This window comes from Streptomyces tanashiensis, assembly GCF_014648895.1.
Lineage (GTDB): Bacteria > Actinomycetota > Actinomycetes > Streptomycetales > Streptomycetaceae > Streptomyces > Streptomyces tanashiensis.
The window spans coordinates 48,460-68,419 of sequence record NZ_BMRZ01000011.1 but is presented as its reverse complement, the minus strand read 5'-3'; the positions used below and the strand labels follow the sequence as shown (position 1 = coordinate 68,419).

Annotated in this window: 18 protein-coding genes and 3 tRNA genes; 14 read left to right on the top strand and 7 right to left on the bottom strand. The window is 71.0% G+C overall.

What is annotated here, in order from left to right:
* Window positions 1–17 precede the first annotated feature (17 nt).
* The 4 genes from purD (at window position 18) to IE237_RS27470 (ending at window position 6,126) form a co-directional block, all read left to right on the top strand.
* Entirely contained in the window at window positions 18–1,268 is a 1,251-nt protein-coding gene (gene purD / locus IE237_RS27485; protein ID WP_189804808.1) for a phosphoribosylamine--glycine ligase, read from the top strand.
* A gap of 279 nt (window positions 1,269–1,547) precedes the next feature.
* Complete coding sequence (locus IE237_RS27480; RefSeq protein ID WP_189804807.1) at window positions 1,548–3,482, top strand: hypothetical protein; 1,935 nt, start codon at window positions 1,548–1,550, stop codon at window positions 3,480–3,482.
* A 195-nt stretch (window positions 3,483–3,677) separates the two neighbouring features.
* The gene (locus IE237_RS27475) at window positions 3,678–5,138 is read left to right on the top strand and encodes a N,N-dimethylformamidase beta subunit family domain-containing protein (protein ID WP_189804806.1); all 1,461 of its coding nucleotides are present in this window, start codon (window positions 3,678–3,680) and stop codon (window positions 5,136–5,138) included.
* Window positions 5,139–5,226: 88 nt separating this feature from the next.
* Window positions 5,227–6,126, top strand: coding sequence for a phosphoribosylaminoimidazolesuccinocarboxamide synthase (locus IE237_RS27470; RefSeq protein ID WP_189804805.1), 900 nt, complete (start codon window positions 5,227–5,229; stop codon window positions 6,124–6,126).
* A gap of 43 nt (window positions 6,127–6,169) precedes the next feature.
* Here the strand turns inward: IE237_RS27470 and IE237_RS27465 are convergent.
* The 4 genes from IE237_RS27465 to IE237_RS27450 all read right to left on the bottom strand — a co-directional run bounded on the left by IE237_RS27465 (window position 6,170) and on the right by IE237_RS27450 (window position 7,137).
* Window positions 6,170–6,245, bottom strand: a tRNA-Gly gene (locus IE237_RS27465).
* Window positions 6,246–6,380: 135 nt separating this feature from the next.
* Window positions 6,381–6,453: transfer RNA gene (locus tag IE237_RS27460), tRNA-Gly, on the bottom strand.
* A gap of 84 nt (window positions 6,454–6,537) precedes the next feature.
* Window positions 6,538–6,609, bottom strand: a tRNA-Gly gene (locus IE237_RS27455).
* Between the two features lie 186 nt (window positions 6,610–6,795).
* Entirely contained in the window at window positions 6,796–7,137 is a 342-nt protein-coding gene (locus IE237_RS27450; RefSeq protein WP_189804804.1) for a histone-like nucleoid-structuring protein Lsr2, read from the bottom strand.
* Window positions 7,138–7,502: 365 nt separating this feature from the next.
* On the opposite strand from IE237_RS27450, the gene purS reads away from it, so the two are divergent.
* The 4 genes from purS to IE237_RS27430 all read left to right on the top strand — a co-directional run bounded on the left by purS (window position 7,503) and on the right by IE237_RS27430 (window position 11,150).
* Window positions 7,503–7,748 carry a phosphoribosylformylglycinamidine synthase subunit PurS gene (gene purS, locus IE237_RS27445; RefSeq protein ID WP_030221400.1) on the top strand — a complete coding sequence of 82 codons (246 nt, stop codon included), beginning with the start codon at window positions 7,503–7,505 and terminating at the stop codon, window positions 7,746–7,748.
* Window positions 7,745–8,425 (top strand): phosphoribosylformylglycinamidine synthase subunit PurQ, encoded by a 681-nt coding sequence (purQ, locus tag IE237_RS27440; protein ID WP_030496512.1) that lies wholly within the window; start codon window positions 7,745–7,747, stop codon window positions 8,423–8,425. The genes purS and purQ overlap by 4 nt, the downstream gene beginning before the upstream one ends.
* A complete protein-coding gene (gene purL, locus IE237_RS27435; protein ID WP_189804803.1) occupies window positions 8,425–10,674 on the top strand; it encodes a phosphoribosylformylglycinamidine synthase subunit PurL in 2,250 nt (749 codons plus the stop codon). The genes purQ and purL overlap by 1 nt, the downstream gene beginning before the upstream one ends.
* A 137-nt stretch (window positions 10,675–10,811) precedes the next feature.
* Window positions 10,812–11,150 (top strand): M23 family metallopeptidase, encoded by a 339-nt coding sequence (locus IE237_RS27430; RefSeq protein ID WP_370468289.1) that lies wholly within the window; start codon window positions 10,812–10,814, stop codon window positions 11,148–11,150.
* On the opposite strand, the gene IE237_RS27425 is transcribed toward IE237_RS27430, so the two are convergent.
* On the bottom strand, window positions 11,132–11,551 hold the full coding sequence (locus IE237_RS27425; protein WP_189804802.1) for a nuclear transport factor 2 family protein: 420 nt from the start codon (window positions 11,549–11,551) through the stop codon (window positions 11,132–11,134). The genes IE237_RS27430 and IE237_RS27425 overlap by 19 nt on opposite strands.
* Window positions 11,552–11,620: 69 nt before the next feature.
* On the opposite strand from IE237_RS27425, the gene IE237_RS27420 reads away from it, so the two are divergent.
* The 4 genes from IE237_RS27420 (at window position 11,621) to purM (ending at window position 16,117) form a co-directional block, all read left to right on the top strand.
* Window positions 11,621–12,412 (top strand): maleylpyruvate isomerase family mycothiol-dependent enzyme, encoded by a 792-nt coding sequence (locus tag IE237_RS27420; protein WP_189804801.1) that lies wholly within the window; start codon window positions 11,621–11,623, stop codon window positions 12,410–12,412.
* A gap of 38 nt (window positions 12,413–12,450) precedes the next feature.
* A complete protein-coding gene (locus tag IE237_RS27415) occupies window positions 12,451–13,263 on the top strand; it encodes an META domain-containing protein (RefSeq protein ID WP_189804800.1) in 813 nt (270 codons plus the stop codon).
* Between the two features lie 216 nt (window positions 13,264–13,479).
* Entirely contained in the window at window positions 13,480–15,006 is a 1,527-nt protein-coding gene (gene purF, locus IE237_RS27410) for an amidophosphoribosyltransferase (protein WP_189804799.1), read from the top strand.
* Window positions 15,007–15,049: 43 nt separating this feature from the next.
* A complete protein-coding gene (gene purM, locus IE237_RS27405) occupies window positions 15,050–16,117 on the top strand; it encodes a phosphoribosylformylglycinamidine cyclo-ligase (RefSeq protein ID WP_189804798.1) in 1,068 nt (355 codons plus the stop codon).
* A 168-nt stretch (window positions 16,118–16,285) separates the two neighbouring features.
* On the opposite strand, the gene IE237_RS27400 is transcribed toward purM, so the two are convergent.
* On the bottom strand, window positions 16,286–16,540 hold the full coding sequence (locus tag IE237_RS27400) for a DUF3073 domain-containing protein (protein WP_189804797.1): 255 nt from the start codon (window positions 16,538–16,540) through the stop codon (window positions 16,286–16,288).
* A gap of 291 nt (window positions 16,541–16,831) precedes the next feature.
* Entirely contained in the window at window positions 16,832–17,923 is a 1,092-nt protein-coding gene (locus IE237_RS27395; protein WP_189804796.1) for a Leu/Phe/Val dehydrogenase, read from the bottom strand.
* A gap of 155 nt (window positions 17,924–18,078) precedes the next feature.
* Here IE237_RS27395 and IE237_RS27390 point away from each other — a divergent pair, with 155 nt between their 5' ends.
* Together IE237_RS27390 and bldC are read left to right on the top strand one after the other, a co-directional pair.
* Window positions 18,079–18,930: a DUF8083 family protein gene (locus tag IE237_RS27390; protein WP_189804795.1), complete on the top strand. Its 852-nt coding sequence runs from the start codon at window positions 18,079–18,081 to the stop codon at window positions 18,928–18,930.
* 570 nt (window positions 18,931–19,500) lie between these two features.
* Window positions 19,501–19,707, top strand: coding sequence for a developmental transcriptional regulator BldC (gene bldC, locus IE237_RS27385; RefSeq protein ID WP_003949541.1), 207 nt, complete (start codon window positions 19,501–19,503; stop codon window positions 19,705–19,707).
* The last annotated feature ends 253 nt before the right edge of the window (window positions 19,708–19,960 follow it).

Sequence of the window (19,960 nt, the reverse complement as noted above, 5' to 3'; positions counted from 1 at the left end):
GGGCTACCCTGGCAGGCGTGAAGGTCCTCGTCATCGGCGGCGGCGCCCGCGAACACGCCCTGTGCCGCTCTCTCTCCCTCGATCCCGACGTCACCGCTCTGCACTGCGCGCCCGGCAACGCCGGAATCGCGGAGGTCGCCGAGCTGCACCCCGTCGACCAGCTGGACGGCGCGGCCGTCGCCGCGCTCGCCACCGAGCTGGGCGCCGAGCTGGTCGTCGTCGGCCCGGAGGCCCCGCTCGTCGCCGGTGTCGCCGACGCCGTCCGTGCGGCCGGCATCCCCGTCTTCGGCCCGTCGCGTGAGGCGGCCCAGCTGGAGGGCTCCAAGGCCTTCGCCAAGGACGTCATGGCCGGCGCCGGGGTCCCCACCGCCCGCAGCTACGTCTGCACGACCCCGGCCGAGATCGACGAGGCGCTCGACGCCTTCGGCGCTCCGTACGTGGTCAAGGACGACGGTCTCGCCGCGGGCAAGGGCGTCGTCGTCACCGAGGACGTCGAGGCGGCCCGGGCGCACGCGCTCGCCTGCGACCGGGTGGTCATCGAGGAGTACCTGGACGGCCCCGAGGTCTCCCTCTTCGCGATCACCGACGGCACGACCGTCCTCCCGCTGAAGCCCGCGCAGGACTTCAAGCGCGCACTCGACGGCGACGAGGGCCCCAACACCGGCGGCATGGGCGCCTACTCGCCGCTGCCCTGGGCCGACCCGAAGCTGGTCGAGGAGGTCCTGGAGACCGTCCTGCAGCCGACGGTCGACGAGCTGCGCCGCCGCGGCACGCCGTTCTCCGGACTGCTGTACGCGGGTCTGGCGATCACCAGCCGCGGTGTGCGGGTCATCGAGTTCAACGCGCGCTTCGGCGACCCCGAGACCCAGGTCGTGCTGGCCCGTCTGAAGACCCCGCTCGCGGGCGTCCTGCTGAACTCCGCCAACGGCACCCTGGACGACCAGGCGCCGCTGAGCTGGAGCGACGAGGCCGCCGTCACCGTGGTCGTCGCGTCCCACAACTACCCGGACACCCCGCGTACGGGCGACCCGATCGAGGGCCTCGCCGAGGTCGCGGAGCAGGACGCCCCGCACGCGTACGTGCTCCACGCCGGGACGAAGCGGGACGGCGACGCGGTCGTGAGCGCGGGTGGCCGCGTCCTCTCGGTCACCGCCACCGGAACGGACCTGGCGCAGGCCCGCGAGCGTGCGTACGCGGCGGTCGGCCGCATCCGCCTTGACGGTTCGCAGCACCGTACGGACATCGCGCGGAAGGCCGCCGAGGCCTGATTCCTCTTGTTTTCACCGGATTCTCCGGACTCCTCTTGTGGCCGTGTGGTGCGGAAGCTGTGAACCACACGGCCACAAGTGCGCCATCACCTTTACCCAAAGCCATTCCATCGAGTGACGGCTCGGCCATACGGATGACTCCCGCCAAAGCCCCAACTAGGGTGCGGCGAAGGCATTCCGGCACTTGGCCCACCGGCATTGCGATGTCACTGGCGGGTGCCACAGTGGGGGAGTGAGCAACACCGCCACAGGCAGTCCCGTCGAGGGCAGGAGGGGGTGATGAACGGCGTGTCCGGTACCGGTTCCGTTGTCGGCGAGGAGTGGGGTGCGCGCGCCGCGCGCTCCCGGGCCCTCGCCGTCCTCCGCGTCCGCGGCAGGGCACTGGGCCTCGCGGTGCTCCCCGCCGCGGTGGCCGTCGTCCTGTACGCGGGCGGGGTCACCGGCCACTTCACCGGAGCGGCCTGGGACACGGCCCGCTGGGTCGTGACCGTCCTCGCCGTCCTCGTCCTGCTCGCCGCCGCGGCCGTCGCCCTCGTGGTCGCCCGGGCCCGTCCGGCGGCCACCCCGACGGTGCAGCTCGCCGAGACCGCCGCCCCCGATCTGTACCGGCTCGTCCGCGACCTGGCCGACCGGCTCGGTGTCCCGGCGCCCGCCGCGATAGCCCTCACGCCGGACTGCGACAGCTGGCTGGAGGACCGCACCCACCGCGCCCATCGCCTTCACCGGACGTCCGGCGGCGACGGCGCCCCGGTCCTGGTCATAGGCTCGCCCTTCCTGTGGTGGATGCGCGTCGGCGAGCTGCGGGCCGTCCTCGCCCCCGTCGTCGCCGGTACGGGACCGGCCGCCCATCCCGACATAGCCGCCGCGCGCCGCTTCGTCCGCGGCCTGGACGCGGCCGTGGCCGTGCCCGGGGTGCCCGGCCTCGACCCGCTCCGCCGGCTCGGCGCCCACGGTGTCGGACAGGTCGCCCGCGTGCTGCTGCGCGCCTGTCGCGGCCATGCCGCAGAGATGGAGCGCGGGGTCGCCGCCGCCGGCTCGGAGCGCGCCCAGGCCGTGGACTACGGCGTACGGATCGTCGCCCAGGAGCAGGTCGGCCTCGCCTACGCGGGCTGGGACCGCCTGCTCACCCGGGTCGCGCTGCCGGCCTGGCGCATGGGCCGCTGGCCCGCCAAGCTCGACGCGGGCGTGGTCTCCGCCCTGACCGAACTGTCCCGCCGGGACCGCCTCGCGGAGGGCTTCTCGTCCCGGCTCGGCGAGCGCCCCGCCTGTGACCTCCTGGAGGAGCCCGGCGCCGTCGACGAGGCCACCTCGCTGCTCGCCGCGCGTCTCTTCCACGGCGGACCGGCCGATCCCGGTCCCGACTGGGCCCCGGTGGAGTGGAGCCAGTACCCGGAGGAGGTCGTCGACCGGAAGTGGCGCACCGACGCGGCCCGCCTGCACCAGGTCCTCGACGTCCTGGGCGTGGCCGAGGGCACCGGCGGCCGGGCCACCGACGCGGCCGGCCCGACCCTGACCCGGGTGATGGCCCACCTGACGACCCGGCAGCCCGGGCCCACGGTCACCACGGACCCCGATCTCGATCCCGATCCCGACCAGGCCTCCACCACCGACACCACCGCCGACGCCGACCCCGCCCCGCAGCCGGGCCTCGACGCCGATCCCGGCCCCGCCCCGCAGCCGGACCCCGACGCCGATCCCGGCCCCGCCCCGCAGCCGGACCCCGACGCTGACGCCGGCCTCGATCCCTCCGCCTACGACGAGGGCGACGACGATCCGGTCAACCCCGCAGCCGAGGCGCTCGCCGGAGCGCTCAGCGCGCTTCTCGCGCGGGAGGAGGCGGCCCGGGAGGCCAGGGTCGCCGCGGCGGCCGAGACCGCCCGTGCCTCCGAGAAGGGCCGGAAGACCACGCCCCCCGTGGCCGTGAGCGGCCCCGACGGGCCCCTGCCGCTGTTCCCGCTGCAGCCGCCCCGTACCGGCCGTGACCTGCTCGCGGACCATGTGACCGCGATGGTCTGCTGTGCGGCCGTGGACACCGCGGAGGCCGCCCCGGGCCTCGACTGGCTCGACGGGCCGGCCCTGCTCGTCGGCGGTGAGCGCGCGGCGGACCTCGGTCCCCGTGTCCTCGCCCTCGTCGAGGACGGCGACCCGGAGCCCCTGCGGGTCTGGCTCACCCGTACCGGGGTGCGCCCGGAGAAGCCCGTACGCCTGGTCTGAGGGCCTGCCGGACCGGCACAGTGCCGGAGCCTCGGCTTCCACTCTCGCCAATTCACGACGAACGGTGACGGAGTGCGTGCGTTATGTGATGTGCTGGAGACCGCCACTGACAGAGGCACGCAACGCAGGCACGACCTACAGGCACGAACCAGAGGCACTGACCGGCCGACCGGGGGAGTCGAGGGAGGGGCGCACATGGGGGCGGAGCAGATCAGACGGTGGGAGTCGGGTGCGCTCGCGCACGCCGTCTCCGATCCCTTCGGCCAGGGCCCGCTGCCCTGGCTGCGGGGCTCGGAGAACTACTTCGACGACACCGGTCAGATGGTCCCCTGGTACGCGGACGAGATCCTGGCCCGGGGCGGCAGCGGCGGCCCCCGCACGGCCGACGACGTCCGGCGCCAGATCAAGGGCTTCGCGTCCGACGGGGCCGTGGCGCCGGGCGAGTCGATCGACTTCCACGTCACCGTGGACCCGCCGCAGCAGTTCTCGGTCGACGTCTACCGGATCGGGCACTACGGCGGCGACGGCGCCGCGAAGATCACCACCAGCCCGCGCCTCTCCGGGATCGTCCAGCCGGCCCCGCTCACCGCCGACCGCACGGTCTCCTGTCACCACTGGTGGCAGTCCTGGCGGCTGCAGGTCCCGACGTACTGGTCGATCGGCGCGTACGTCGCCGTCCTCACCACCGCCGACGGCTATCGCTCGCACATCCCCTTCACGGTCCGCGACAACCACCCGGCGGATCTGCTGCTCGTCCTCCCGGACGTGACCTGGCAGGCGTACAACCTCTACCCGGAGGACGGCCACACCGGCGCCAGCCTCTATCACGCCTGGGACGAGGAGGGCCGGCTGCTCGGCGAGGAGGAGGCGGCCGTCACCGTCTCCTTCGACCGCCCGTACGCGGGCGCGGGACTGCCCCTGCACGTCGGCCACGCCTACGACTTCATCCGCTGGGCCGAGCGCTACGGCTACGACCTGGCGTACGCCGAGACCCGCGATCTGCACGCCGGCCGGGTCGACCCGAGCCGCTACCGGGGGCTGGTCTTCCCGGGCCACGACGAGTACTGGTCGGCGCCGATGCGCCGGACCGCCGAACTCGCGCGCGACCAGGGCACCTCGCTCGTCTTCCTCTCCGCCAACACCATGTACTGGCAGGTGGAGCTGGGGCCTTCGCCGTCCGGGGTGCCGGACCGCCTCCTCACCTGCCGCAAGCGGCGCGGCCCCGGCCGCCCGGCGCTGTGGCGAGAGGTCGACCGGCCCGAGCAGCAGCTCCTCGGCATCCAGTACGCGGGCCGGGTTCCCGAACCGCACCCGCTGGTCGTGCGGAACGCCGACCACTGGCTCTGGGAGGCCACCGGCGCGGGTGACGGCGACGAGCTCCCGGGCCTGGTCGCGGGCGAGGCGGACCGCTACTTCCCGCGCACCGCGCTGCCCGAGCACCAGGGCCGCATCCTGCTCTCCCACTCGCCGTACCGGGACAGCGAGGGCGCCCTGCGCCACCAGGAGACGAGTCTCTACCGGGCCCCGTCCGGGGCGTGGGTCTTCGCGTCCGGCACGTTCGCCTGGTCCCCGGCGCTGGACCGGCCGGGCCATGTCGACGCCCGGGTCCAGCGCGCCACCGCGAACCTCCTCGACCGGATCTGCAAGAGGGACTGAGCGGGGGGTCACAGGGCCTGGCGGCGGGATCCGCCCGGATGTGCGAGAGAATCGGACACGCTCCTGGATCAACCTACGCGGAGGAACCGTGTCCGGATTCGTAGAAAAGCCCGAGCCCGTCCAGGTCCCGGGCCTCACCCATCTCCACACGGGCAAGGTCCGCGACCTGTACCGGAACGAGGCCGGTGACCTCGTCATGGTGGCGAGCGACCGTATGTCGGCCTACGACTGGGTGCTGCCCACCGAGATTCCCGACAAGGGCCGGGTCCTCACCCAGCTCTCCCTGTGGTGGTTCGACCGGCTCTCCGACCTGGTCCCGAACCACGTGCTCTCCACCGAGCTGCCGGCCGGTGCCCCCGCCGACTGGGCGGGCCGCACGCTGATCTGCAAGTCGCTCGCCATGGTCCCGGTCGAGTGCGTCGCCCGCGGCTACCTCACCGGCTCCGGCCTGCTGGAGTACGACGAGTCCCGCACGGTCTGCGGCCTCGCGCTCCCCGAGGGGCTGACCGACGGCTCCGAGCTGCCCGCCCCGATCTTCACCCCGGCCACCAAGGCCGCGGTCGGCGACCACGACGAGAACGTCTCGTACGAGGAGGTCGCCCGTCAGGTCGGCGCCGAGACGGCCGCGCTGCTGCGCCAGACGACCCTCGCCGTGTACGGCCGGGCCCGGGACATCGCCCGCGACCGGGGCATCATCCTCGCCGACACGAAGTTCGAGTTCGGCTTCGAGGGCGAGACGCTCGTCCTCGCCGACGAGGTCCTCACTCCGGACTCCTCGCGCTTCTGGCCGGCCGCGGAATGGGAGCCGGGCCGCGCCCAGCCCTCGTACGACAAGCAGATCGTGCGGAACTGGCTGACCTCCCCGGCCTCCGGCTGGGACCGCAAGAGCGAGCAGCCGCCGCCGGCCCTGCCGACGGAGGTCGTGGAGAAGACCCGCGCCAAGTACATCGAGGCGTACGAGCTGCTGACCGGGAACGCCTGGTCCTAGGACACGAGAAAGCCCCCGGTCGATTCGACCGGGGGCTTCTTCATGGAGCGGACGACGAGATTCGAACTCGCGACCCTCACCTTGGCAAGGTGATGCTCTACCAACTGAGCCACGTCCGCATGCGCCGTAGCGCGCTGCTAACTATACCCAACGTCCGGGGTGCTCGTGACACACCGCCGTGTGGGGCCCTTCACACCGTCCGGAGACACGACGAAGGCCCCGGTTCCTGAGAACCGGGGCCTTCGTACTCCCTGAGCGGACGACGAGATTCGAACTCGCGACCCTCACCTTGGCAAGGTGATGCTCTACCAACTGAGCCACGTCCGCATTGCTACCGGTCGGCTTGCGCCGCTCGGTGCGAGCACCACTCTACCTGATCCACCGGAGTGGTCGGTAACGCGTTTCTCGCAGAGCGGGTGACAGGGATCGCACACTGCGCCTTCCCCCTGGAAGGGGGCTGTTCTGCTACTGAACTACACCCGCACGCTGCTGGGGACTCGGCTTTTCGGCCTCGCCCCTCGGCGTGATTCAGACTCTAGCGGATCATGGGGGGTGCAATGCAAATCGGCTCGGTCCGAGGCGCGGACCGGAGTGCGGACCCGCCCTCGGGGCCGCGGTCGGACTCGGGCTCGGACCCGGGCCTGGGTGCCGCCCCCCCATGGCCCCTGGTCAGCTCGCCGCGCGGAACGCCTCGTAGACGCGCTTCGGGATCCGGCCGCGGGCCGGCACGTCCATCTTGTTGGACTGGGCCCAGGCGCGGACGGCCGCCGGGTCGGGGGCGAGGGCGGTGTGCGTGTACGAGGCGGCCGGGGCGCTCCGGCCTGCCGCCGCGCGGGCCGGCAGCTTGCGGCCCGCGGCGAGGTAGGGCGCGAGGGCCTTGCGGAGTTTCTTTGCATTGGCAGCATTCAGGTCGATCTCGTACATCTTCCCGTCGAGGCCGAACGCGACCGTTTCAGCCGCTTCTCCGCCGTCGATGTCGTCGGAGAGAGTGACCACCACACGCTGAGCCACGGATATCGGTCCTTTCCTGCGGCCGCCGAGGCCGGGAGGGCGCTTGTGGCGCCCCTGACGTGCGACGATGCCGACCGTACGGCTGTGCCGGGACAATGCTGCTTTCTTCTGGATTCCTTTGTACAGCGGCAGGCGGCGCATTGTGAAGCCCTGTCAATTGTTTCAGCGTGTCCCGGCGCAATGTGGTCCGCAATATTTCACTCGAATTTTGCGGGGAGTGCGTGCCCGGCGTGTGGAGGGTGTTCGTGTGGCGCACGCCGTCCTGAACCGGGCTTTTGTAGGATCCTTCAGATCTCTACCCGCGTAGAATTTGGAGACAGGTACGCTGAGGGAACCGCCCACGCAACACACCACCGGGAGTGCCAGTGGCACGCGTCGTAGTCGACGTCATGCTCAAGCCGGAGATCCTCGACCCTCAGGGGCAGGCGGTGCAGCGTGCACTGCCCCGCCTGGGATTCGCCGGAATCGCCGACGTCCGTCAGGGGAAGCGTTTCGAGCTGGAGGTGGAGGGACCGGTCGACGAGGCCGCCCTCGCCCGCATCCATGAGATGGCCGAAACCTTCCTTGCCAACACCGTGATCGAAGACTTCATCGTGAAGGTGGAGTCGTGACCGCACGCATCGGCGTCGTCACGTTCCCCGGAACGCTCGACGACCAGGACGCGCTGCGTGCCGCCCGCCTCGCGGGCGCCGAACCCGTGTCGCTCTGGCACCGCGACAAGGACCTCAAGCAGGTCGACGCCGTGGTCCTGGCCGGCGGTTTCTCCTACGGCGACTACCTGCGGGCCGGAGCCATCTCCCGCTTCTCGCCGGTGATGGAGACGATCATCGAGCAGGCGAAGGCGGGCATGCCCGTCCTCGGTATCTGCAACGGCTTCCAGATCCTCACCGAGGCCCATCTGCTGCCGGGCGCGATGCTGCGCAACAACCACCTCCACTTCATCTGCCGCGACCAGAAGCTGCGGGTGGAGAACGCGGAGACCGCCTGGACCTCGGACTACACCGAGGGCCAGGAGATCGAGGTCCCGCTCAAGAACATGGACGGCCGGTACGTCGCCGACGAGCGCGTGCTCGACGAGCTGGAGGCCGAGGGGCGGGTCGCCTTCCGCTACCTCGACGTCAACCCCAACGGCTCGCTGCGTGACATCGCGGGCATCACCAACGCCGCGGGCAACGTGGTCGGCCTCATGCCGCACCCGGAGCACGCCGTCGAGCCGCTGATCGGCACCGGCAAGACGGACGGCCTCGGTTTCTTCACCTCGATCCTCAAGAAGCTGGTCAACGCCTGATGAGCCTCGACACCGTCAAGCACGCGAGCGAGACGCCGGACAGCGAGCAGCCCTGGAAGGAGCTCGGCCTCAAGGAGGACGAGTACGCGCGCATCCGCGAGATCCTCGGCCGCCGTCCCACCGGCGCCGAGCTCGCCATGTACTCCGTCATGTGGTCCGAGCACTGCTCCTACAAGAGCAGCAAGGTCCACCTGAAGCAGTTCGGTGAGAAGACCCCCGAGAACGACGCCATGCTCGTCGGCATCGGTGAGAACGCGGGCGTCGTCGACGTCGGCCAGGGGTACGCGGTCACCTTCAAGGTCGAGTCGCACAACCACCCCTCGTACATCGAGCCCTACCAGGGCGCGGCCACCGGCGTCGGCGGCATCGTCCGCGACATCCTCGCCATGGGTGCCCGCCCGGTCGCGGTCGTCGACCCGCTGCGCTTCGGCGCGGCCGACCACCCCGACACCAAGCGCGTGCTGCCCGGTGTCGTCGCCGGCATCGGCGGCTACGGCAACTGCCTGGGCCTGCCGAACATCGGCGGCGAGGTCGTCTTCGACTCCTGCTACCAGGGCAACCCGCTGGTCAACGCCGGCTGCATCGGCGTGATGAAGCACGAGGACATCCACCTCGCCAAGGCCTCCGGCCCCGGCAACAAGGTCATCCTGTACGGCGCCCGCACGGGTGGCGACGGCATCGGCGGCGTCTCGGTCCTCGCGTCCGAGACCTTCGACGACACCAAGCCCACCAAGCGCCCCGCCGTCCAGGTCGGCGACCCCTTCCAGGAGAAGCTCCTCATCGAGTGCACCCTGGAGATCTTCAAGGAGAAGCTCGTCGCGGGCATCCAGGACCTCGGCGGCGCCGGGCTCTCCTGCGCCACGTCCGAGCTGGCCTCCGCGGGCTCCGGCGGCATGCACGTCGACCTCGAGAAGGTCCACCTGCGTGACGCCACGCTCTCGCCGGAGGAGATCCTCATGAGCGAGTCGCAGGAGCGCATGTGCGCGATCGTCGAGCCGCAGCACGTCGACCGCTTCCTGGAGATCTGCGAGAAGTGGGACGTCATCGCCACCGTCATCGGTGAGGTGACCGAGGGCGAGCGCCTGGAGATCTTCTGGCACGGCGAGCAGATCGTCGACGTGCCGCCGCGCTCCGTCGCCCACGAGGGCCCGACCTACCACCGGCCGTTCGCGCGCCCGGACTGGCAGGACGCGCTCCAGGCCGACGACGCCGGCAAGCTGCCCCGGCCGCAGGACGGCGCCGAGCTGAAGGACCAGGTCCTGAAGCTCGTCTCCTCCCCGAACCAGGCCTCGAAGTCCTGGATCACGGACCAGTACGACCGGTTCGTGCAGGGCAACACGGTCCTGGCGCAGCCCGAGGACGCCGGCATGGTCCGTATCGACGAGGAGACCAACCTCGGCGTGGCCATGGCGACCGACGGCAACGGCCGGTACGCGAAGCTCGACCCGTACACGGGCGCGCAGCTGGCACTGGCGGAGGCGTACCGCAACGTCGCCGCCTCCGGTGCGAAGCCGCTCGCGATCTCGGACTGCCTGAACTTCGGTTCGCCCGAGGACCCGGCCGTGATGTGGCAGTTCGCGGAGGCCACCCGTGGTCTCGCGGACGGCTGCCTGCAGCTGGGCACCCCGGTCACCGGCGGCAACGTGTCGCTGTACAACCAGACCGGTGAGGTCGCCATCCACCCGACGCCCGTCGTGGCCGTCCTCGGTGTGATCGACGACGTCAACCGCCGCACCCCCATCGCCTTCGCGGAAGAGGGCCAGCTCCTCTACCTGCTCGGCGACACCAAGGAGGAGTTCGGCGGTTCGGCCTGGTCCGAGGTGATCCACCAGCACCTCGGCGGCATGCCGCCGGCCGTGGACCTCGACCGGGAGAAGCTGCTCGGCGAGATCCTGATCTCGGCGTCCCGCGACGGCATGGTCGACGCGGCGCACGACCTGTCCGACGGCGGTCTCGTGCAGGCGGTCGTCGAGTCCTGCCTGCGGGGCGGGAACGGCGCGCGCCTGGTCGTCCCGGAGGGCCTGGACGCGTTCACGTTCCTCTTCAGCGAGTCGGCCGGCCGTGCGGTCGTCGCCGTCCCGCGCAGCGAGGAGCTCCGCTTCACCGACATGTGCGGTGCGCGGGGTCTGCCGGCGACGCGGATCGGTGTCGTCGACGGGGACTCCGTCGACGTGCAGGGCGAGTTCGCGCTCACCCTCACGGAGCTGCGCGAGGCGCACGAGGCGACGATCCCGGGCCTGCTGGCCTGACCCGGAGCCCAGAGCCCCCGTCCGGACCTTCGGGTCCGGGCGGGGGCTTTCGCGTTCCCGCTTGCACGGTGATGACATCGTGCGGGAGGACGAGGCCCGTCCCCGCCCGTCGTTCGCCCGGCTGTGGCCTGTGGCCTGTGGCCTGTGGTCCGCCGGAGCGAGGACTTCCCGCCTTCGGCGCGCCGCTCCTCGCGGTCGCCGACGGGACTGTCGTGCACGTGGAGGACGGTCAGCGCGACCACCTCAGCCGCGGCTCGCCGGCCGTCCGGGCCGGCGACCGGGTCGTCGCGGGCCAGGAGCCGGCCCGGTGCGGGAACTCGGGCAACTCCTCCGAGCCGCACGTGCACTTCCAGCTGATGGACGGCCCGGACCTGGACACGGCCCGGGGCGTTCCGTTCACCTGGCGGGGGGTCGGCGTGCCGGGGAACGGGGAGACGTTCGACGTGCCCGCGGACGCCTACCCGGCGGCGGCCTGACCCCAGAAGGAGTCCGTCTCCACGATGTCGGTGACGCACTCGTCGATGTCGGAGACCTTGTCGCCGACGAGCGTGAAGAACAGTCCGCCGTCCATCTCGATGCCGATGTTGCCGCGCTCGGCGAAGAAGCGGTGCGTGCTGATGGCGTGGCCGCGGCCGTCCACGTAGACGCCCTTGAGCTCGACGCGCATGGTGCCGCCGCTCAGCTCGCCGAGCTTCCGGTAGTAGCCGCCGAGGATGTTGTCCCGCCCCTTGTAGTGCCCGGAGATCTGGCTCTCGCCGGGCACGTGCTGGGTGCAGTCGCTGGTCATCATGTCGGCCAGCGTCTCCATGTCACCGCTGCTGAACGCTTCGTAGCCCCGGCGCACCAGGGCCGCGTGGGGGTGCTCGTGATGGGTCATGGTCCCGTCGCCTGCTCTCGCTGCGATGTCGGCTCCCGTCCTCTCCAGTCTCGGGGCTAGCCTCTGCCCATGCCACCTGCCAAGAAGCGCGCCCGCAGTTACGACTCCGCGAAGACCCGGGCGGCCGTCCTGGCCCAGTTCGGGAACGTCGCCGAGGCCGTGCGCGGTCTCACGCCGGACCAGCTGGCCCGTCCGACGCACCTGGGGGAGTGGACCGTCGCCGATCTCGCCGGGCACGTCGCGTGGATCGCGGACTCGCTGGCCCGCGGGCTCGACCGGCCGCCCGCGGCCGAGGGAAGGCTGCTCCCGCACGACTGGCCCTTCACCACGGTCGCGCTGGCCGGGAAGATCGCCGACGCGGCACGGGAGACGTTCGCCGGGGCGCCCGTCGCGGAGCTGTACGAGCGGGCCGGCGCCCGGCTCGCGGAGGCGCTGGCCGCGCACGGCGACGACCGCGTGCTCGACCTGTGGATCGGGCCCATGCGCCTGGGCGACTTCCTCGTCACCCGCGCCGTCGAACTCGTCGTCCACACCGACGACCTGAACCGGGCGGCCGGTCTGGAGATCCCCTTCGACCGCCAGGCCCTCGCCGCCTGCACCCGCCTGCTCGCCGACGCCCTCGCGGTGAAGGCCCCCGGCGGGGCGGTCGAGGTGCGGATCCCGCCGTTCGCGGTGGTGCAGTGCGTGGAGGGCCCCCGGCACACCCGGGGCACCCCGCCCAACGTGGTGGAGACGGACCCGCTGACCTGGATCCGGCTCGCGACGGGCCGTGCGGAGTGGGCGGGGGAGCTGGACGGGGCGCGCGTCAGCGCGAGCGGCGAGCGCGCGGACCTGAGCGGTCTGCTCCCTCTGATGGCCTGAGCCCGGAACCGTACGACGGGCTGCTCCGTCCCACCGGCATGCCGAAGCCACGCGCACTCGTCGTCCTGGTCCCCCTCCTTCTGCTGACCGCCTGCGGTACGGAGGGAGGCACCGGTTCCGGCGGCGCGGACAGCGTCTCCCCGGACCTGCCGGTCACGGGCACGCACTGGACGGTCGAGGCCGTCACCGTCGACGGCCGCAGGTCCGCCGCGCCCGGCGGGGCGCGCGTCGACTTCGGGGAGGACGGCCGCGCCCGCGGGAACACCGGCTGCAACACCTTCGGTGCCGGCGTGGTGCTGAAGGGGGACACCCTCACCGTCTCCCCGGACGAGGTCACCGAGATCGGCTGTCCCGCCGACCGGCAGCGTTTCGAGAAGGATCTCCTCAAGGCCTTCTCGGGTCCGCTGAAGGGGACGCTCAAGGGCGACGGCCTGCGGCTGGCCTCGGCCGACGGCCGGAACGGCCTGGAGCTGACGGCCGAGCCGGCCGTGCCGCTGCGCGGCACCACCTGGAAGGTCGACGGGCTGGTGTCGGGGAAGACGGTGTCCTCGCTGCCCGCCGGCAGCGGGGACAAGGCGCGACTCGTCCTCGGCGCCGACGGCCGGGTCACCGGAAATCTCGGCTGCAACAACTTCTCCGCGACGGCCCGCGTCGACGAGAAGGCCCGGACGCTCACCGTCGAGGGCCCGGCGGCGACGACCCGGATGATGTGCACGAGCCCGCAGATGCGGCTGGAGACGGAGCTGTACGAGCTCCTCGACGGGCCGCTCACCTATCGGCTGAACCACCGAACGCTCACGCTCACCGACGCCTCCGGCGAGGGCCTCACGGCGACCGCGGCCGCCCGCTGAGCGGACGTCGATTGCGGCGTCCGTCACATCGCGGGACCACCCGGGGCCTGGTACGAGCGTCCGCTCGCCGGGCCCGGGTGGCCGGAATCCCTTACCCCGCCTGCTTCGTGGGCCCCTCCAAGCCGCAATCGATCAATTGGTGCGATCGCACGAGTGCGGGCACCCCCGCTTTTCCTCAATTCGGACCAGTGGTCGAGCCCGTCTACACTCGGAAACGTGCCACGCGGAGACGGTCGACTCAATCACGATCTGCTCCCCGGTGAGAAAGGCCCCCAGGACGCTTGTGGCGTCTTCGGTGTCTGGGCTCCGGGTGAAGAGGTCGCAAAGCTCACGTACTTCGGGCTCTACGCCCTCCAGCATCGGGGTCAGGAATCCGCGGGAATCGCGGTAAGCAACGGCTCCCAGATCCTCGTCTTCAAGGACATGGGACTTGTCTCCCAGGTCTTCGACGAGACTTCTCTCGGTTCCCTCCAGGGTCATATCGCGGTCGGTCACGCCCGCTACTCGACCACCGGGGCTTCCGTGTGGGAGAACGCGCAGCCGACGTTCCGGGCAACCGCCCACGGCTCCATCGCGCTCGGCCACAACGGCAACCTGGTGAACACGGCGCAGCTCGCCGAGATGGTCGCCGACCTGCCCAAGAAGGAAGGCCGCTCCACTCGTGTGGCGGCCACCAACGACACGGACCTCCTCACGGCGCTCCTCGCCGCCCAGGTGGACGAGGACGGTACGCCGCTCACCATCGAGCAGGCCGCCGCGAAGGTCCTCCCCGACGTCCGGGGCGCCTTCTCCCTCGTCTTCATGGACGAGCACACGCTCTACGCGGCCCGTGACCCGCAGGGCATCCGCCCGCTGGTCCTCGGCCGTCTGGAGCGCGGCTGGGTGGTCGCCTCCGAGTCCGCCGCCCTCGACATCTGCGGCGCCAGCTACGTCCGCGAGGTCGAGCCGGGCGAGATGATCGCGATCGACGAGAACGGCATCCGCACCTCGCGATTCGCGGAAGCGAAGCCCAAGGGCTGTGTCTTCGAGTACGTGTACCTGGCCCGTCCCGACACCGACATCGCCGGCCGGAACGTGTACCTCTCCCGCGTGGAGATGGGCCGCCGCCTCGCGAAGGAGGCGCCGGTCGAGGCCGACCTGGTGATAGCGACGCCGGAGTCCGGCACCCCGGCCGCCATCGGCTACGCCGAGGCCTCGGGGATCCCCTTCGGCGCCGGCCTGGTGAAGAACGCCTACGTCGGGCGCACCTTCATCCAGCCCTCCCAGACCATCCGCCAGCTGGGCATCCGGCTGAAGCTGAACCCCCTCAAGGAAGTCATCAAGGGGAAGAAGCTCGTGGTCGTCGACGACTCGATCGTCCGCGGCAACACCCAGCGCGCCCTGGTCCGGATGCTCCGCGAGGCCGGTGCGGCCGAGGTCCACATCCGGATCTCCTCGCCGCCGGTCAAGTGGCCCTGCTTCTTCGGCATCGACTTCGCGACCCGTGCGGAGCTGATCGCCAACGGGATGTCGGTCGACGAGATCGGCAAGTCGCTGGGCGCGGACTCGCTCTCGTACATCTCCCTGGAGGGGATGATCGAGGCGACCACGATCCAGAAGCCGAACCTCTGCCGTGCCTGCTTCGACGGCGAGTACCCGATGGAGCTGCCGGACCCCGAGCTGCTCGGCAAGCAGCTCCTGGAGACCGAGCTGGCCGCCGGCCCGGCCGCCACCGCGGCCTCCGACGCCCTCCGTCGCCCGTAAGACCCCGCTGCAACCCCGCAGTACGACACGAAAGTTCCCAGCCATGCCTGAGACCACCGGTGCCAGCTACGCGAGCGCGGGCGTCGACATCGAAGCGGGCGACCGCGCCGTCGAGCTCATGAAGGAGTGGGTGAAGAAGACGCAGCGCCCCGAGGTCCTCGGCGGCCTCGGCGGCTTCGCCGGCCTCTTCGACGCCTCCGCCCTCAAGCGCTACGAGCGTCCGCTGCTCGCCTCGGCGACCGACGGAGTCGGCACGAAGGTCGACATCGCCCGCCAGATGGGCGTGTACGACACGATCGGCCACGACCTGGTCGCGATGGTCATGGACGACATCGTCGTCTGCGGCGCCGAGCCGCTCTTCATGACCGACTACATCTGCGTCGGCAAGGTCCACCCCGAGCGGGTCGCCGCCATCGTCAAGGGCATCGCCGAGGGCTGTGTCCTCGCCGGCTGCGCCCTGGTCGGCGGCGAGACGGCCGAGCACCCGGGCCTCCTCGGCCCGGACGACTTCGACGTCGCCGGCGCGGGCACGGGTGTCGTGGAGCACGACCGGCTGCTCGGCGCGGACCGCATCCGTACGGGGGACGCGGTCATCGCCATGGCGTCCTCGGGCCTTCACTCCAACGGGTACTCGCTCGTCCGGCACGTGGTCTTCGACCGCGCCGGCATGACCCTCGACCAGCGGGTCGAGGAGCTCGGCCGGACGCTCGGCGAGGAGCTCCTGGAGCCCACGAAGATCTACTCGCTGGACTGCCTGGCCCTCACCCGGACCACGGACGTCCACGCCTTCAGCCACATCACGGGAGGCGGTCTCGCCGCCAACCTGGCGCGGGTGATCCCGGACGGCCTGCACGCCACGGTCGACCGTTCGACCTGGGCGCCGGGCGCGATCTTCGACCTGGTCGGCAAGGCCGGTCAGGTGGAGCGCCTGGAGCTGGAGAAGACCCTGAACATGGGCGTCGGCATGATGGCCGTCGTGCCGGCCGAGTCCGTGGACGTGGCCCTGGCGACCCTGGAGGACCGCGGGGTCGAGTCCTGGGTCGCGGGCGAGATCACCGAGCGCGGGGCGCACACCACCGGCGCGGAGCTGGTCGGGGACTACGCCAAGTAGTCGCGAGCTGTACGAGGCGGGGCGCTCCTGTGGGGCGCCCCGTCGGCGTATCCGCCCCCGCCGGGACCGGCGTGCGGGCAGCCGTGCGGGCAGCCGTGCGATCCGCCGTGCGGGCAGCACAGAAACCCGGCCGGGTGACCCCGGTCCGGGTTTCGGTGATTCAGAAGGTCAAGCGCGACGCGGGGACGAGCTCGGACCGGACTCGTCGTCCTCGTCCTCGTCGTCCTCGTTATAGAGATCCGCGTACTGGGCGTACGGGTCGTCTTCCTCGTCGTCGTCCTCGAACGGCTCGCCATTCGGCGGCTGGTTCGAAGTCGAAGCGCCCAGCTCATTGGCCAGACGCGTCAGGTCTGTCCCGCCGCTGCTGTACTTCAGCTGGCGGGCGACCTTGGTCTGCTTGGCCTTTGCCCGGCCGCGCCCCATGGCTCGACCCCCTCGGTGACGGGGCTCGTCGGCCCCAGAGTCTTGACACGCGTTCATGATTCGGAACGGACTCTCGGTAGAGAGACCGGTCCGTAGGGCTTCAACGGTACCTGTTTCCGTGGGTCTACGGTACGCCGCGCGCATCACATACCCCGGTACAGAACCTTCGAGGTGCCCTTTCCTCGCTGGTCAATCGCGATTTTAACCTCTTCTTGAGGGCCGACCCGCCGAGGGGCGTGAGCGAAGTCTCTCCGGCGGCGGGCCGGCCCTCCGTACGACCGGGCGCGGGGATCAGCCGCGGCGGGCGTCCGCCATCCGCTGCTCGGCGATCCGGTCGGCGGCCGCGGCCGGCGGAATGCCGTCCGCCTTCGCACGTGCGAAGATCTCCAGGGTGGTGTCGAAGATCTTCGTCGCCTTGGCCTTGCAGCGGTCGAAGTCGAAGCCGTGCAGCTCGTCGGCGACCTGGATCACGCCGCCGGCGTTGACCACGTAGTCGGGCGCGTAGAGGATGCCGCGGTCCGCGAGGTCCTTCTCGACGCCGGGGTGGGCGAGCTGGTTGTTGGCCGCGCCGCAGACGATGGCGGCGGTGAGGACCGGCACGGTGTCGTCGTTCAGGGCGCCGCCCAGCGCGCAGGGCGCGTAGATGTCGAGGCCCTCGACGCGGATCAGGGCGTCGGTGTCGGCGACCACGGTGACCTGCGGGTGCTTGTCGGTGATCCGGCGCACCGACTCCTCGCGCACATCGGTGATGACGACCTCGGCGCCGTCCTCCAGGAGGTGCTCGACGAGGTAGTGCCCGACCTTGCCGACGCCCGCGACGCCGACCTTGCGGCCGCGCAGGGTCGGGTCGCCCCAGAGGGTCTGCGCGGCGGCGCGCATGCCCTGGAAGACGCCGAAGGCGGTGAGGACGGAGGAGTCGCCGGCGCCGCCGTTCTCGGGGGAGCGGCCGGTGGTCCACCGGTTGGTGCGGGCGACGACGTCCATGTCGGCGACGTAGGTGCCGACGTCGCAGGCCGTGACGTACCGGCCGCCGAGGGAGGCGACGAAGCGGCCGTAGGCGAGGAGGAGCTCCTCGCTCTTGATCTGCTCCGGGTCGCCGATGATGACGGCCTTGCCGCCGCCGTGGTCGAGACCGGCCATGGCGTTCTTGTACGACATGCCGCGGGCGAGGTTGAGCGCGTCGGCGATCGCCTCGGCCTCGGTGGCGTACGGGTAGAAACGGGTGCCGCCGAGGGCGGGGCCCAGGGCGGTGGAGTGGAGGGCGATGACGGCCTTGAGGCCGGTGGCGCGGTCCTGGCAGAGCACGACTTGCTCGTGGCCACCCTGCTCCGAGTGGAACAGAGTGTGCAGTACGTCAGCAGGAACGCCGGTCACATCGGTCACGGTGGTGACTCCCAAGTACGAAGCGGCGGTTGCGGCCCTCCCTACGGGTGGGGGAGGACCAGTTCGGCAAGAGGGTAAGTCCTACCTGGGCGTAGATCGGCCGCAGTGCTGAGGATCACCCCCTCCCGGAGTACCTCCGTGGAAGGATTTGCGACATGTCGGTCGCCCCCACGGTCCCCGTTCCCTACGCGTCCTATCTGCGGGTGTACGAGCCGCTGGCCGCGTTCCCCGAGCCGGAGCGGTCCCACTGGGCCCGGTACGCGCGCCGGCCGGACACCCCGGGCGCCCAGGAGGAGCTGCGCCGCTCGCTCGCGGACCTGCTGCCGACGCCCCCGGTGCCGGTGCCGGTCCACGAGAGCGGGGAGGCCTTCGTCGCGCACCTGGACGGGGTGGTGGTGATCTGCCCGTGGCGGACCCGGCTGCGCGGCTGGCTGGCCCTGGAGGAGCTGGTGGCCGGCCCGTACCCGGCGGCGGTCCTCGACGCGATGCTGCCGCCGGTGGTGCGCGCCCAGGTGGCGAGCGACCACGAGCGGTGGTCCGCGCGGAACCCGGACGCGCGCCCGTGGATCCGTACGGGGGTCTGGCAGGTGCCGCTGCGCTGGTTCGCGCTCTTCGGGGACGAGGAGCGGGAGTACGAGCCGGGGGACGCGAAGGAGGGCCGGGCGCCGGTGCTGCGCTACCGGACGACGATGGCGCAGGCGCGGCGGCGCCTCGCGCGGGCGCTGAAGGCGCTGCGGGAGTCGATCGACGACGGTCCGATGACGGAGGGGCTGGTCGAGGTGGGGCGCTGGCTGGAGGAGTTCCATCCGCGGGCGCTCGTGGAGCTGGACTTCGGCGGACTGGTGCACGCGGTGCCGGCCCGGTGGCTGGCGGAGGACCGGTCGGCGGCTCAGATGGCGGAGGGGATCGCCGCACTGCGGGACGGGGACGGCGAGGCGGCGAGCGAGGCGTACGGGCGGCTGGCGGAGCGCTGGCGGACGGTCAGGGATCTGCGTTGCGCGAACTGACATCAGTCGGACAGATTCGTCAGGTCGGTATCGACAAGACATGTCCGACCGGTGTAAATGATCTTGAGGGCTCGGTGGCCGGTTCACCGTGGGTCGGGTGGCTGGGTCTTTCGCACCGATGGGCGAGGACGTTGGTCCCGATCCGGGCCTTTGGCTCAAGCGTGACGGACAGCACGTAACGCACCCTTGCGCCCATCACCCACCCTCGTGCCAAAATAGGACAAGGAGTCCGGGGAGGGTTCCTTCCGCCCAAGTACGGGCGGAACGCTCAGCATTGCACTCTATGGGGGGTCTGAGGACTCCTGATCGCTCTGTGACTGATCGTCACAGTGGCGTGACTGTCCGTTATGGCATGGTCCATCGACTTCCGCCGCTGATGAACACCTGCGAGGGCAATTCCATCGGTTTGGCCGACGTGGCTGGACGGATGGTGTAGTTGTAGTGCCGAGGACAAGCCGTTCGTCCTATAACCGACTCGGCCCGCTTCTGCCATTTCGGGCAACGCGGGTCAAGGTGCAGAATTTAGAGGAAAGAACCGAGATTGGTTCGGTTCTCCCGAGGAGGCCGCTCATGACCGCTCGCACCCCTGATGCCGAGCCGCTGCTGACCCCTGCCGAGGTTGCCACGATGTTCCGCGTGGACCCGAAGACGGTGACCCGTTGGGCGAAGGCCGGCAAGCTCACGTCCATCCGCACCCTGGGTGGGCACCGCCGGTACCGCGAGGCCGAGGTTCGCGCGCTGCTGGCGGGTATTCCGCAGCAGCGCAGCGAGGCCTGAGGTCGCGCAGAAACCTGCAGAACCCTGCAACACCCCGTAACACCGGGCCCGTCCGGATCCCCCAATCCGGTCGCCCACCCCTAAGTACTGCCGACGGACTCCTGCCCCAACAGGTCTTCGTCAACGATCGCGCTGGACTCCGCCGGGTCCAGCGCGATCTTTTTTGTGTCCCGCGCCACCCTGCGGACAGTGGTGCAATTGCACATATTAAATCGGGCCGGTGTAGGGAGGGTGTAAGTGTGGTCGTTTCTGA

Excerpts from the sequence above, each read along its gene's own strand:
- IE237_RS27480 (WP_189804807.1), top strand. The coding sequence starts at position 1,548 with ATGAACGGCGTGTCCGGTACCGGTTCCGTTGTCGGCGAGGAGTGGGGT.
- IE237_RS27400 (WP_189804797.1), bottom strand. The coding sequence starts at position 16,540 with ATGGGGCGCGGCCGGGCAAAGGCCAAGCAGACCAAGGTCGCCCGCCAG.
- IE237_RS27425 (WP_189804802.1), bottom strand. The coding sequence starts at position 11,551 with ATGACCCATCACGAGCACCCCCACGCGGCCCTGGTGCGCCGGGGCTAC.
- purL (WP_189804803.1), top strand. The coding sequence starts at position 8,425 with ATGAGCCTCGACACCGTCAAGCACGCGAGCGAGACGCCGGACAGCGAG.
- IE237_RS27390 (WP_189804795.1), top strand. The coding sequence starts at position 18,079 with ATGTCGGTCGCCCCCACGGTCCCCGTTCCCTACGCGTCCTATCTGCGG.
- bldC (WP_003949541.1), top strand. The coding sequence starts at position 19,501 with ATGACCGCTCGCACCCCTGATGCCGAGCCGCTGCTGACCCCTGCCGAG.
- IE237_RS27475 (WP_189804806.1), top strand. The coding sequence starts at position 3,678 with ATGGGGGCGGAGCAGATCAGACGGTGGGAGTCGGGTGCGCTCGCGCAC.
- IE237_RS27420 (WP_189804801.1), top strand. The coding sequence starts at position 11,621 with ATGCCACCTGCCAAGAAGCGCGCCCGCAGTTACGACTCCGCGAAGACC.
- purM (WP_189804798.1), top strand. The coding sequence starts at position 15,050 with ATGCCTGAGACCACCGGTGCCAGCTACGCGAGCGCGGGCGTCGACATC.
- IE237_RS27415 (WP_189804800.1), top strand. The coding sequence starts at position 12,451 with ATGCCGAAGCCACGCGCACTCGTCGTCCTGGTCCCCCTCCTTCTGCTG.